Consider the following 15,102-nt stretch of genomic DNA (forward strand, 5'->3'; position numbering starts at 1 on the left):
CGAAAGAGATGAAATCATTTTTTTTAACAATCGCATTCGTATTTTCATTTGCTTACGCTCAAGCACAAACAACTCCAACAACAAAATGGGAAAGAAGAGCAGACTTCTGGACACAAAGATGTATTGAGAAGTTTGAGTTAGATCCATCAATTAAGGATACACTTTACACTGCTAAATTGGAACAAATGCAGGCTTTGGTTGAATTCAATAGAGCAAAAAACGATCTTTCGAAGGAGGAAGTATCTGAATTGAGAAAAGAAAAATTGTGGCCAAAAGACAAAGCATTAGCAAGTATTACTGGTTTAAGAAAGAAAGACATTGGTGATTTCACTAATGAATTAAGACCAGAAATGAATCAAATTAAGTAAGGGTCATTTTACTCAACGCTGTTTAATTTTAAAGAATAAAAATAGCATCAGACATTGTTTGGTGCTATTTTTCTGCATTGAAGAAATCTAAAAGCATGTTTGGAAAATGCTCTACTACTTTGAAAAAAATAATAATCTAGAAGGTATCAACAATCTATAAGTACTAGGTCATTTTGAATGAAGAGTTAAGAAAAACATGACCATTTTTTCTAGCCCCATTCTTTATATAATCCATTTGTCATTAGCTCATATATTTCATTTACCGACTATTTAAAGTAATACCCCTTTTTTTAAAGTATAAATTTCTCATTTTTATTGATGATTGATTTGAGAAATAACACCCGTAAGTGTCAGAAAATCAGTATTGTGATGTTTCTCTTTTTATTCGATTGAATATAGTAACAAAAACAAATTTGGGAGTAGTTTGAGATGTTATTTTCAAAATACATTTGTAACATGAAAAATTGATTATAGAACAGCAGAAAACCTAATCAATAGATCTTGACTTGAATTTTTTAAAGAATTGAATTATGAAGTGGACTGATTTTTTATTAAAACTATTATTGTTTACCGCAGTGGCAGGAGGGATTCAATCTTGTTCTAGCGTAAAAGAACAGCAGAAGAGTGCCAATGTTTCTTCAAAAGCAAAGACCTTTTGGAACGTTTTGAGTAAAGCTCCAGCAATAGTAGAAGATAAGGATGGAAATGAAATAAAGAAAAGCGATTATACATTAACTAAAAAGTGGGACGGGAATTTATGTAAGGCGACAATTACAAATACAAGTAATAAAGTGATTAACCCTAAGGATATTATTTTATTTGCGATTGAAAAACACGGTTTGAATCCAGAATCACCTATTTATGGTGAAGGTTTTCAAATGTTACATCAGAATTCAGGAACATTAGCCAATCATGAAAATATAGGAAATAATCCAGATAATAAGCATTATAAAATGAAAGACTTAAAAGGTCTTCCTACAGCCTATGGATTGTTGAATATCAATGTAGATGGAAAAGAGAATTTTATGTTAGGTTTTCCTTCTTGTAAGAAATTCATTGGTAGAATTGCTTATGATGGAGAGCAAATGTTTGTTGGGTATGATGCAGAAGGGTTGTCTTTGAAACCAGGGGAAAGCTGGGAATTAGAAGATTTCTTGTTCTTAGACGGTCCAAATCAAGGTGATTTATTTGATGTAATGGCTGATGAAATAAACAAAAATCATAAGCCTAGAAGAACAAAAAATATTCCTACAGGATGGTGTTCATGGTATTGTTATCGAATGGAGATCACAGATCAGATCACAATGGATAACTTGGATATTTTCAGTAAAAAACTTCCTGAATTAGAATATATTCAATTGGATGATGGTTATCAACCGTATATGGGAGATTGGTTAGAACCTAATCCAAAATTTGGCGATGTGCGTGAAACAATTAATGGTATTACAAAAAAAGGCTTCAAACCTGCAATTTGGGTTGCTCCATTTATCGCACAAAAAGAATCGAAAGTATTTAAAGAGCATCCAGATTGGTTTGTGAAAAATCAGAAAGGTGAGCCATTGGTCTCTTCAGAGGTGTCATTTGGAGGATGGAGAGAAGGACCTTGGTACTGTATGGACGGTACACACCCAGAAGTACAAAAGCATTTTGAGCATATATTTAGAACTATGCGTGAGGAGTGGGGAGTTAACTACTTCAAGTTAGATGCAAACTATTGGGGGGCAATTCAAGAGGGTGTTTTTTATGATAAAAATGCGACAAGAATTGAAGCTTACCGAAGAGGTATGGAAGCGGTGTTGAAAGGATGTGACGAAAATACAGTAGTATTAGGTTGTAATGCTCCTATTTGGCCATCATTTGGGTTAGTGACGGCACAGCGTACAAGTGGAGATATCCGTAGGGCATGGTGGTCATTTAAATCATTAGCAAAGCAAAACTTAAGTCGTTGTTGGCAAAATGAAAAGATCTGGGATGCGGATCCTGATTGTTTAGTGCTTGGTAAATCAAGTCCTTGGAATATGAAATATGATAAAATTTCAGAGGACGAGTGGTTGTTCCACGCTTCATCTATTCATGCTGTTGGTGGTTTTGTATTGAGTGGTGATAAAGCGGAATTATTGAATGAGAAAGAATTGAAAATCGTAAAGAAATTACTGAATCCAACAGGTAAAGGTGCTCGATTTGAAAATACAAAAATGGAAGTAGGAGTTACAGATCTAGGAGATAAGCAATACTATTATTTCTTCAACTGGACAGATGAACCCATCGACTTAAGTGTAGAATTAAAAAACAAATCGGAGCTTACTGATTTCTGGACAGATGAAGAATTAGGGGTATATGATGGTACTTATAAAGTGAATCAGTTAAGACCTCACGCTTCAAAAATTCTTGTAGGAACAGCTTCTAACTCAATCGAATCAAAATAAACGAAACAAACATGAAAAATATATTTATAGCTATTGCAGTATTGTTTGCAATTTCTTCATGCCAGCAATACAATAATCAAGCAACTGCTTCATCTTCAAGTAAAAGAAGTGAAGATCCAAGACCCAATATTATTTTTGTCTATGCTGATGATTGGGGATTTGGTGACCTAAGTTCTCAGGGAAGCTCTTTTTGTAAAACGCCAAATTTAGACCAAATGGCGGCAGAAGGTATTGCTTTCAAAAACTTCTCTGTAGTAAACCCTGTTTGCTCTCCAAGTAGAACATCCATTATGACAGGTCATTTCCCTGCAAGACATTTTGTACATGGACACTTTGCAGGTGTGGAATCACATGTAAGAAGAAACATGCCGGATTGGTTAGACCCTAAAGCACCAATGCTACCAAGAATGTTGAAAGATGCCGGTTACGCAACGGCACATTACGGTAAGTGGCACCTCTCAAATACTCACGTTCCTGATGGCCCATCACCATTAGAATACGGTTATGACGACTTTGAGTGCTTCAATATTCAAGATATGTATACGCAATTAGATGCGGACTCTACAATGGATAGAACTATCAAATTTGTAGAGAAAAATAAAGATAAACCTTTCTTTATCAACGCTTGGATTCATGCAACACACACACCACATTACCCTAAAACGCACTTCTTAAAAGAGTTTGAAGATTTAGGAGAAAAGGAACAAGTGTATGCAGCTATCGTAAAAGATGCAGACCATAAAATGGGATTGTTGTTTGCCAAGTTGAAAGAACTGGGGATTGATGATAATACATTAGTTATTTTCTCAAGTGACAACGGACCAGCTCCGAATCAAAACAGAGAAATCTGGGGACAAGATAACTCTACGGGACCTGGATGTGGGGTGTATTTCTCAGTAGGAGAAACGGCAGGTTTAAAAGGCCAAAAAGCATCTATTCACGCAGGTGGTGTGAGAGTGCCTTTCCTAGTAAGATGGCCGAAAGAAGTGCCAGCAGGTAAAGAGGATAAAGTAACCGCTTTAGCATCAGTTGATATGTTACCAACTTTTGTAGAGCTAGCAAAAGCGAAGTTGCCAAAGGGGTATGTCTCAGATGGCCAAAGTGTTGTAAGAGCATTTAAAGGTCAGAAAATGAACAGAGAGAAGTCTATTTTTTGGCAGTGGAAATGGCCTCATAACAGAAAAGCGGATTATTGGGCAAGTGGTGCAATTCAAGAAGACAATTGGAGATTATTGTTCAATGAGGAAACAGGTCAAAAGGAGTTATACAACCTAACGGAAGACTGGAAAGAACAAGATAATGTTGTAGAAGCATTTAATGATAAAGTTATTCATATGATGGAGAAATATAAAAAATGGGAAAAAACACTTCCTGAAAATCCTTCATCTGATTGCTTCTCCGCTGTAAGAAACAGCAAAAAGGCACTTTAAGTAGAATTAAGAGACTTGAGTAAAAGTAGTAATTGTGTGAACTAGGGGCGTTGTTTTACAATGTCCTTATTACTCACATTATCTACAACTCTAGCCTACAGTAATATAAGAGTATGATGTTGTGGACTACTTCATACATTTTAAATCAGGAAAAAACAGATAGGCAGTGGCCTTATTTGTATTGAACTAGTTATTATAATTAATAAGAAATGAAAAAAATTATGATTCTTATGGTTGCAGCATTTATAGCAACCTTATCGACTTCTATCGCACAGAAAAAAGGAACAGAAACGGTGTATCAACAGGAGAAAAAACTGGATTGGTTTAGGAATGCTAAACTAGGTCTTTTTATGCACTGGGGACCATCAAGTGTGGAAGGTGTAGAAATTAGCTGGGCAAGACAAGATCACCCGCATGACCATTTTGGTAAAGGAGATAAAATTCCAAATGAACAATATGACGCTCTTTATAAAAGTTTCAATCCTGTAAAGTTTGATGCTGATGCATGGATGAAATTTGCTAAGAATGTAGGTTTTAAATATATCGTTTTTACAGCAAAGCACCATGATGGTTTTTCTAACTGGCACACAAAATTAAGACCGGATTATTCTATTTCAGAAACGCCTTTTAAAAGAGATATTTGTGCTGAATTAGCTGAAGCTGCTCATAAACACGGTATCAAATTAGGATGGTATTATTCTACTCGTGATTGGACACACCCTGATTATTTAGAAGGCGACAATAAAAAATATGATGATTTCCAAAACGGTCAAATTCGTGAGCTATTAACGAATTATGGTGAAGTAGATATGATGTGGTTTGACCATATTGCAGGTCAATGGAAAGATTATACTTTAAAAGAATTGTACGAAATGATGTATGATTTACAAGGTGATGATTTCTTAGTGAATAACCGTGGTGCTCGTTTTATTGGTCGTAAAAAAGGTGGTGTATATACTGCTCCAGATGATGCTACTCAGAAACTTGTAGATGGTGATTTTGATACACCTGAACAAAGAATTGGTAAGTTCCAAACGGATCGTGCATGGGAGTCTTGTATCACTATGAATACATGCCCTAGTGGTGGATGGTCTTACCGCCCTGATTGTGGTACTTTAACCTATGAAGAAGTAGTTCAAAAATTTGTACACACTGTAACTGGTGATGGTAATATGCTTTTAAACGTTGGTCCTAAGGCTGATGGTACTTTCCCTGCTGAACAAGTAAAAGTGTTGGAGCAGTTTGGTAAATGGATGAAGAAAAACGGTGAAACGATCTACGGAACAAGAGGTGGTCCAGTGAAAAATGGTAAGTGGGGCGGTATGACTTTGAAAGGAAACAAAGTGTATGTTCACGTACTTTCATGGCCTGAAAGTGGCAACTTGAAAATCAAAGGTTTAAACCACAAGATAGTAAATAGCAAAGGTTTCAATGTGAAGAAAGTGAAAGTAAACCAAAAAGGTAATGAAATCGAAATTGAGTTAGCAGAGAAAAACAGAGATGCTTTGGATTCAATTATCGAATTAGAATTGGAGGATAATACGTTGACTTCTTCAAAGAAACTTTAATTAAGGAACACTTTTTACCTCTGTAATAGGGGTTATAAAAAAATCAAAGTAATGGTATTGATTCATTACTTTGATTTTTTTTTAGGGGGATGTTCCTTTTACTCTAAGTACTTAAACCAAAAGTATCACCATCAACAAAAAGATGAAATGAATAAAATGCTGAAACTTGCTCTTTTGCTTTTCACTTTTAATACAGCGGTATTTCCTTTAGAAGCAAAAGAAAAAAAGAAAAAACCTAATATTGTTTTCATATTAGTTGATGATTTGGGCTGGTCAGATGTAGGATTTAATGGCTCCACATTTTATGAAACACCTAATTTAGATCAGTTTGCAAAAGAAGGAATGCAGTTCAAAGATGCTTATACCGCAAGTCCGGTTTGTTCTCCCACAAGAGCGAGTATTATGACAGGTAAATATCCTCACCGTATTAACTTTTGGAGAGCAACACCAACACATAACCTTCCACAAGAGGATATTACCATTGCAGAAGCATTAAAAGAAGGGGGGTACAGAACTGCACATATGGGAAAATGGCATTTGATGCTTAAGAACGAAAAAGGGAAAAACTCAACGCCCTTAGATCATGGTTTTGACATTAATATAGCAGGTCATGGTGCTGGACAACCGGCTTCTTATTTCTTTCCTTATAAAAGTGAAAAACGAAAAAAGGACAATGTACCAAATATGGAAGATGGGAAAGAAGGAGATTATCTCACGGATGCATTGACTTCAAAAGCAATCCGCTTTATGGAAGAAGCAGAAGATGAACCTTTCTTTCTCAATCTTTGGTTTTACACCGTTCACACACCAGTACAGTCCAAGCCTGAAAAGACGAAAAAATACCAGAAAAAGTATACACGTCTAGGGTTAGGAGAAAGTAAAGGAACTACTCCAGAAGTAGGAGAAAGAAACCACAGAAAGCAACAGGACAATCCAAAATATGCAGGCATGGTGGAAAGTATGGATGAAAATGTAGGAAGGCTTTTGGATTACCTAAAAAAATCAGGAAAGGATAAAAATACCATCGTCATTTTTATGTCAGACAATGGAGGTTTATCTACCATCAAATCTTCTAAAGGCGGACCTACTTGTAACCTCCCATTACGTGCAGGTAAAGCGTGGACCTATGAAGGTGGTATTAGAGTACCTATGGTGATTCGTTGGCCTGGAGTTACAAAAGCAGGCACCGTAAGTCAAGAAGCAGTGATAAGTACAGATTTTTACCCTACTATTCTTGATATGGCAGGTTTGCCATTAAAACCGAATCAACATTTAGATGGCCTTAGTTTAAAACCGTTATTGAGTGGAAAAAAGACTGAACTTGATCGTGAAGCAATTTATTTTCATTATACTCAAAATCATCACGTAAGTGGTCAGGGACCATCCGGTGCTATTCGTTCGGGTGACTTTAAACTGATTGAAAGGTTTAGTGATAAGGGAGTAGAATTATATAATCTAAAGGAAGATATTGGTGAGCAAAATGACTTATCGAAATCAAATCCTAAAAAGGTGGCCTATATGACTGAGCAGTTACATAAGTGGAGAAAGGAAACGGGAGCAGAGGTACCGAAAATGTAATCTTATATTTTCATTTTATGAAAGTTATCAACAGCTTTTCAATTAGGTAAATAACTAAATTGGAAAGCTGTCGTCGTTTAATGCTACAGGAAATCATAATTCATGAACTTCCTAAGAAGCCTCAATCACTAGAGGGAAAAACATTATTCCAAAGAAATAGAAACCCATTGTGCTATTATCCTTCCTCCATACTGAGAATATTTATGTTATGTCAATATATGATTAGTATCGTCTAAAAAATAAAGCTTTTGGGGTGATTATTCTTTCTTGAATAATGTGATTGAAAAAAGAAAAATAATATCTAAGTGTTTGATAATCAATAGTAATATCATTCTCTTTTTTAACAATGAAATACAGAAAGATTAATTGTAGATAGAGAAATAACAAAAAGAAAAAGGGTTTTACATTTGAGTAGAAAGATGAATAACTGAAATGAATGATACAATGCGAACGATACTTAAAATAACAAGATGGATGCTGTTCTTGGTTTTACTACAACATGCAACAGTATCTATTGCTAATAATCTTACAATCTCCAATGTAGTGTTCGGAGAAAAAAATGAAACAGACCAGACGATTAAAGTAAGGTTTGATATAGCTTGGCAAAACTCTTGGCGTCTAAACTTTGGACAATCCAATTGGGATGCTGCTTGGTTATTTGTGAAATATAAATTGTCCGCAGAAGATTATTGGCGTCATGCTTCACTCAATTATTCTGACGGAACAGGGTCAGGTGATGGGCATACGGTGCCAACAGGAGGTGTGATAGAAAGTAGTAATGATGATGGTAGTAATCATGCACATGGTGTTTTTCTTTATGCCAAAGAAGGCTTTGCCCAAGGAACAGTTTCTTATACGAGTGTAGAGTTATTATGGGATTACGGTGATGATGGAGTACCCAATGGAGATGAAGTGGAGATAGCAGTCTATGGATTGGAAATGGTTTATGTTCCTGATGGAGCGTTTTACGTAGGAGGTGAATATGGAGGAGCACAAACAGCTGATGGTTTTGTGACTTCAGGTGGTGATGGTAATTTTTATATTGATAGCGAAACAGATCCTATAACTGTAGGAAATTCGAGTGGTAATCTATATTACAATAATGTGGGTGGCTATGCTGGAGATCTATCAGGTCCAGTACCCTCAACATTTCCAAAAGGGGTGAGTGGTTTTTATTGTATGAAATACGAAATCACACAAGGAGAATATACTTCATTTGTTAATACTCTGACAAGTGCTGACCGAAGTGATAGAGTAAATGGTAATAATGGAGAGAATAGATATACAATAGCAGATAGTGGTGATGGTACGTATGAAGCAACAGCACCTTATCTCGCTTGTAATTATCTCTACTGGGATGACCTGACAGCCTATTTAGATTGGGCAGCATTAAGGCCAATAACAGAGTTGGAATTTGAAAAGGCATGTAGAGGTACTTCAGAACCGGTTTTTAATGAATATGCATGGGGTAATGGTTTTGTAGCATCTTCTACCTATACCATCTCTAATGAAGGAGAAAGTAATGAATCAATTACAGCAAATTATGCCACTGCAGATGGCAATGCATTATATGCGAGCACAAGAACTTCTGATTGGGGACCATTAAGAGGTGGTATTTTTGCTGGAAATGATGACAATACTGGTAGAGTAACGGCAGGCTCCACTTATTATGGAATCATGGAGATGTCTGGAAACGTATATGAAACCTGTATCTCAATTGGTTCTGCTGATGGAAGAGCCTTTACTGGAAATCATGGTAATGGTACTTTAGCTTCTGGAAGTATTTCTGATGTAACAGGTTGGCCAACAGTGTCAGGTGTAGGAGAAAGAGGTGGAGCAATTGATAAGGATAATACGAAATTACGTATTTGTAATAGAGAATTTGCCAATAGAGCAGGAGCCTTAGATAATGCTTATCGATATATAGGTGGAAGAGGTGTAAGAACAGCCAACTAAAAGTGGAAGAATATGATGAAGTTATACTTTTTAACCGGTCTCATTTTTTTAACTTTTCCACTTTTTGCACAGGAAGAAGCTATTTTTTCTGGTGGTGATAGTAATATGGGTTTAAAAACCTACGTTGAAGAATATATCAATAGTAAAGGGGGAGATAGTGGAAACACAAAATCAAGCAGTACTACTGAAGATTTTAATATCTATAATGGGGGAGATAGTTTTGGAGATATCGGAGGTGATTTACCGGTAAGTTTCTTATTTTTTCAACCTACTGTTTTTGAAAATAGTGTAGCGTTGGAATGGGCAACTGCAACAGAAGAAAACAATGATTTTTTTACAATAGAAAAGTCTGTAGATCGAAAAAACTGGACGTTTGTTGCATCGAAGAAAGGGGCAGGAAATAGTAATACACGATTGAATTATAAAATAGTTGATAGCCAGCCTTTTAAAGGTGTTTCATTTTACAGGCTAAAACAATCGGATTATGATGGGACAACCATTATATTAGATATACAAACTGTAAATACTATTGCCACTAAGAAGTTATTGGCCTTTCCCAACCCAACTGTCAATGAATTACTCATTGTTGGTAATTTTACAGGAGAAGATAAAGTTCGTGTTTTTGATATCATAGGAAAAGAAATGAGCGTACCCGTTTTATCTCAAAATACTGAGAGTATACGATTACAATTGAGAGCCTTGCAGGCAGGCCAGTACATTGTGGTCATTAACAATAAAGAATCAGTGATTGTACTTAAAAAATAAAAAGTGTAGACTACTAATATTGAATAAACTAAATTAAACAAACAACTTACAAAACAGTAGAAATGGAAATTATGAGAAGAAATAGATTACTCTATCTGACTGTATTACTAATTACGTTAGGTAATGTTGCGATGGCTCAGAAAAAAGAGCAGAAAACAAATTTTATACAAATTCTTACGGATGACCAAGGATGGGGAGACCTAGCGTCATTTGGACATCAGTTTATCAAGAGCCCGAACATAGATAAGTTAGGTGAAGAAGGTGTAAAACTGACGAATTGTTATGCTGCGGATGGTGTCTGTTCACCTTCAAGGTCCTCTATTCTAACAGGACGTACTCCTTATAGAAACGGGGTGTACCGTTGGGTGCCTGCAAGTCATTTTTGTTATCTGAGAAAATCTGAAATCACATTACCTCAATTGATGCGAAAAGAAGGGTTTTCAACAGCCCATTTTGGAAAGTGGCATTTGAATGGTTTTCAAGAAGAAAGAGTAGGAAAAACAGAAATTTACAAAAACTTCAAGTGGGGAGTCAAAGGACAGCCGAGCATGGAGGAATATGGGTACGACTATTGGTTTGCGACACCAAACGTCGCTCGTCCGAACCACAAAGATCCTGAGAACTTCTTTTTGAATGGTGAGTTATTAGGTAAAATAGAAGGTTACTCAGCACAAATAGTAGCTAAACAGTTTGTAGATTGGTTCCTTCATAAAAGAGATAAAAGCAAGCCTTTTTTTATTACCATCTGGTTTCATGAACCACACGGTCCTATCAATAGTAACCCCGAGTTTGTGAAGCTATATGACAAGTTGAAAGATCCTAGTATGCAACAGTTTTTAGCGAATGTAACGCAGATTGATGATGCAGTGGGGACCATCGTAAACGCATTGAAGCAGGAAGGTGTTTTTGATGATACATTTATTTGGTATACAAGCGATAACGGACCTGAGGGCATTCATGAGTATGGAACTTTTAATCAAGACGATCACGTTTATGGTAATTCAAGGTACAGAGGTGATACTGGTGGTTTGAAAGGACGTAAGCGTTGGACACATGAAGGTGGAATTAGAGTTCCTGGTATTATTTCTTGGCCTAATGGTTTAGCAAAATACGGTTATCCTGAAGGGAAACTGTCCGCTGAACCAGTGATTGGATCTGATATCTTCCCTACATTTCTAGAAGTAGCGGGAATCGACCTTCCAAAAGGTGTTATTTATGATGGTGTTTCGGCAATTCCTCTTTTAAAGGAAAAGAAAATCAAAAGAGAAAGACCACTTTACTGGAGAAATAATACACAAGAATACCGAGTGGCGATCAGAGTAGACAACTGGAAATTACTTTGCGATGCAAAAAGAACAAAGTTTGTACTCTATGATTTAGAAAAAGATATCAGAGAGACAACCGACCTTTCAGCTTATTATCCTAAAGTGGTAGAACGCATGAAAAAACAATTAATAGCACTTGATAATGAAGTATTAACGGAAGGTCCTGATTGGTGGAAAGGTGATAAATTCCTGAAAGGTCAGTTACCTGATGATAAAGAATTAAACACCAAATAAGTATTATTTTTTGATGTTGTTCATGTTGCGACGTAAGGGCGTTGATTTACAACGTCCATGCGACAACATCAATAACTATTTTTTGACCTAATACTTATTTTAAAAATAAGTACTAAGCCAAAAATAAATCATAGTTAATTCTAATTTATTTTTTGTGAGTACAACGCTAAAAAACGTATGAATAGTGGTTCTATTGAAAGTTTTTTGAAGGCAGTAATCGCAAAACAATAAATAGAATTAGTATTAAATAATTTTGTCTTGGTACTAATTATGTGTGACGCATAGGTTATTTAAAAAAATCGAAATGAAAAAACTCTTCACAATCGCATTATTATTTTCAATTTCATTGGTTTATGGTTTAGATAAACCCATGAAGATTGAGATGTCCAATTTCACGATGACATTGGATGAAAGTGCCCGCCCAGTTTCATTAAAGGATGTCGCTGGCAAGGAATTATTGATTTCTAAAAAATCACTAGGTTTTTACCTTTTAGAGAAAAACCGTTCTCAACGATTTTTTGATGTAGTAAAAAAAGTAGGTGAAAATAAGTATCAGTTTTCAATGTCATCTTCAACTGAAATGATTGAAGTAGAAGTAGGCGGAAAAGCAGAATACTGTACCTTCCGTTTTACTAAATTGGAAAATTTCCCATTAAAAGGGGAGCGTCTATTTTTTGGGTTGTATTCTAAAAACCAAAATATCCAATCGTTAGCATTGGATTATATGACTTATTCGGATAGAAGAAAAAGAAATCAGATAGAAGTTGAAAGAAGATCACTTTGGGATATTTCTGATGAAAATCCATTAGGAGGTTTTGCTATTTATTTGTCAAGAAATGAACAACAAGAAGATAACGCTTTATTTGACATCTGGGTGAATGAAGGCTTACCGCATCCAAAAGTAAAAGGGAAGTGGACCAAAGCAAAAGCGAAAGCATGGTTAGACGAGTGGATCGAAACATCATATGATGTATCCAATATTAATATCCTTCCAAAAACACCTGAGGAGTTAGATGAATTTTTACCTTATGCAAAAATGATGGATGCAAAAGGTATTTATGAACATCCAGTCGTTTGGAATGCACACACTTTTGATGGCGTAAATGAGAAAATTTATCCTAAAGGACTGGAAGACTTAGTAGCTTACAAAGATCACTTAAAAGAAGAAGGTCTACGTTTAAACTCTCATAGAATGAGTGGAACAGTTCGTCATAACGATGAGTTGTTTGTACAGGGTAAAGAAGGTGTTCATCCAGATATTGAATTTTGGGGTAAAGTCACTTTGAAGAAAAATATTGGTTTATCTAGCAACAAAATTATCGTTGTTCCTACAGAAGGAACAGAGTTCCCAACGATTTACAGAGGTGGAGGAAGATCCGTTTATGGTCCTCCAGTGTATATGAGAGCCTTTACTTTTGAAAATTTCAAAATTGGTGATGAATGGATCAAAGCCAAAAAAATGAAAGACTTGGGTGATGGAACTTGGGAATTAAGCCAAATTAGAAGAGGTGTGTATGGTTCAAAAGCCACAAAACATACTACTGAAGAAACAATGACGGGTTACTTATGTGGTAATGGTGCCGTATTCCAACCGGGGCCTAATACTGCTCTTTTTGAAGAATTAGCGGACCGTTGGGCCACCTTGAGTAATAAACTAGAGTTAGTTAATGCCAACTTTGATGGTGCGGAGTGGAACTTCTCACATGGCGTTTGGGGTTTTGAAAAATTTGCAAGTTTAACGTATCAAAAATTGGATCACCCTACGTGGTCAATGACGAGTCATGGTATCCCACCGGAAGCTTGGTTGGAATATAGATTCAACAAAACGAAAAAAGCATTTGGTGGTAAATACCTGATTCAAGACGCCATCCGTTATTTTGCTGGAAATGAGTCGAGAATTACACCAAGTATTGAAGAGATTGAATATCAATTACTGGATCTTACACTTAAGAATAGCCGAATTTTTAGTATTGCAGATGGCACTAGAGGTATTGCATTAGAAGAGTTGGAGAAGAATGGAAACATTGAACCTACACTTCACAAATTCAAGGAATACAAAAAAGTATCTTTTGCTCTCTCTCCTCAACAAAGAAAGTATATCAACGTTCACCGTAAAATTGAAAATGCAAAATTACCACTTTCAGGTCATAAACCTATGGGTACTGCGAGTTGGAGGCTTGACGGAAATCAACTTAGAAAATGGTACAGTGTGGGTACTGAAACATATACCAATGAGTGGTTTATTGGTCAAGAGCATGGTTGTGTAACACCAAGGTTTTATGTACAAAATGGACAAGATCAATCGCTGATAGTACCAAAGGAAATAAAAAGTGATTTCGAAGCTTTCTCTCTTATTGGTAGAGTATTACCGAAATTTGATCCTGAATCAGAAGAAAACATAGCACTTCTTCCATTAATGAAATTGGATAATAAGATCACTGTTGCGAGAACCAACACTAAAAAGGTAGAGCACTATGATTTGAAGGCTTTAAAAGAGTATTCTATTCCTAAAACAGATCTTGTGCACCATAGAGGAATTGGGCTTTATGTAACAGGAGATAACAGCGGAGCCACTTTAGTAGTGCGTGTTTCAGATGGTCACCTTGCTAGAGATTATGCCATCCCCGTGAATTTTTCTGGAAGAAAATGGATCGAAATCCCAACAGGTGAGCAAGGTTGGAGAGTACGTAATTGGCATTGGTGTCCTAAGACGAAAAAAGTGATTCACTATCATAATATTAAGAAAATTTCAGTCGGTTTAGGATACGTTCCTGCTGATACAAAAGCTTCTGTAACCATTGAGGAATTACAAGCATTAAAGGAAATTAATGAAGGATTAGTAAACCCTCAATTCACGGTTGGAGGTCAATCTTTCAAGATTAAAAATACAATAGCAACAGGCAATCATTTTGAATTGAAAACGGATGGTAATTTTGTTATCTATGATGAATACTGGAACAAATTATCGGAACAAAAAGTAAAGATGAAAAAACAGCCTACAACACTTAGCCAATTGAAAATCGAATCGAAAGACTCTAAAGCGATTTGGTTGGAAGTTGGTCTACAAGGTATTTCTGAATCTATGGAAATTCCTGAGGAAGCCTCGAAAACAGTATTGAAATAAATATTTTAATGAAGAATGATAGTGGTTTAGTTGAAGCTCTATTTCGTAAACCACTATCATTTTTAATACATTGTAATCTAAGTTTCCTCATATTTATGTTTTTTAGAAATCAGGAGATTTCTGATGATCAGTAGGTCACGAATGTCGCTAACGCTAAACATTCGCGCCAGTGGAATTTCTACCTTATTATTTTGGTAGTGCTTCCCCGGCATTGAAGGGAAAAGCGTTAAGAATTTCATGGATTGAGCCGTTAAAAATGATTTTCTGTTTGAGCTTTAGCGAGTTTAAAATCATTTAGGCGAAAGGAAAGAAATTTAGCTTTTGACTT

9 protein-coding genes are annotated in these 15,102 nt (G+C 35.9%); all 9 read left to right on the forward strand.

Annotated elements, in window-relative coordinates; all coding sequences use genetic code 11:
* Nucleotides 1-8 precede the first annotated feature (8 nt).
* The 9 genes from IC221_RS04370 (at nt 9) to IC221_RS04410 (ending at nt 14,774) form a co-directional block, all read left to right on the forward strand.
* A complete protein-coding gene (locus IC221_RS04370; RefSeq protein WP_188167792.1) occupies nt 9-368 on the forward strand; it encodes a hypothetical protein in 360 nt (119 codons plus the stop codon).
* A gap of 530 nt (nt 369-898) precedes the next feature.
* Nucleotides 899-2,794, forward strand: coding sequence for a glycoside hydrolase family 36 protein (locus IC221_RS04375; protein ID WP_188167793.1), 1,896 nt, complete (start codon nt 899-901; stop codon nt 2,792-2,794).
* A gap of 11 nt (nt 2,795-2,805) precedes the next feature.
* Entirely contained in the window at nt 2,806-4,224 is a 1,419-nt protein-coding gene (locus tag IC221_RS04380; protein ID WP_188167794.1) for a sulfatase-like hydrolase/transferase, read from the forward strand.
* Between the two features lie 209 nt (nt 4,225-4,433).
* Nucleotides 4,434-5,792, forward strand: a complete 1,359-nt coding sequence (locus tag IC221_RS04385; protein ID WP_188167795.1) for an alpha-L-fucosidase — start codon at nt 4,434-4,436, stop codon at nt 5,790-5,792.
* Between the two features lie 147 nt (nt 5,793-5,939).
* On the forward strand, nt 5,940-7,370 hold the full coding sequence (locus IC221_RS04390) for a sulfatase (protein WP_223241296.1): 1,431 nt from the start codon (nt 5,940-5,942) through the stop codon (nt 7,368-7,370).
* A gap of 444 nt (nt 7,371-7,814) precedes the next feature.
* A complete protein-coding gene (locus tag IC221_RS04395) occupies nt 7,815-9,326 on the forward strand; it encodes an SUMF1/EgtB/PvdO family nonheme iron enzyme (RefSeq protein WP_188167796.1) in 1,512 nt (503 codons plus the stop codon).
* A gap of 12 nt (nt 9,327-9,338) precedes the next feature.
* The gene (locus IC221_RS04400) at nt 9,339-10,091 is read left to right on the forward strand and encodes a T9SS type A sorting domain-containing protein (protein ID WP_188167797.1); all 753 of its coding nucleotides are present in this window, start codon (nt 9,339-9,341) and stop codon (nt 10,089-10,091) included.
* Between the two features lie 71 nt (nt 10,092-10,162).
* The gene (locus tag IC221_RS04405; RefSeq protein ID WP_188167798.1) at nt 10,163-11,650 is read left to right on the forward strand and encodes a sulfatase; all 1,488 of its coding nucleotides are present in this window, start codon (nt 10,163-10,165) and stop codon (nt 11,648-11,650) included.
* 304 nt (nt 11,651-11,954) lie between these two features.
* Entirely contained in the window at nt 11,955-14,774 is a 2,820-nt protein-coding gene (locus tag IC221_RS04410; protein WP_188167799.1) for a hypothetical protein, read from the forward strand.
* The last annotated feature ends 328 nt before the right edge of the window (nt 14,775-15,102 follow it).

It is taken from the genome of Flammeovirga sp. EKP202 (assembly GCF_014534745.1).
Lineage (GTDB): Bacteria > Bacteroidota > Bacteroidia > Cytophagales > Flammeovirgaceae > Flammeovirga.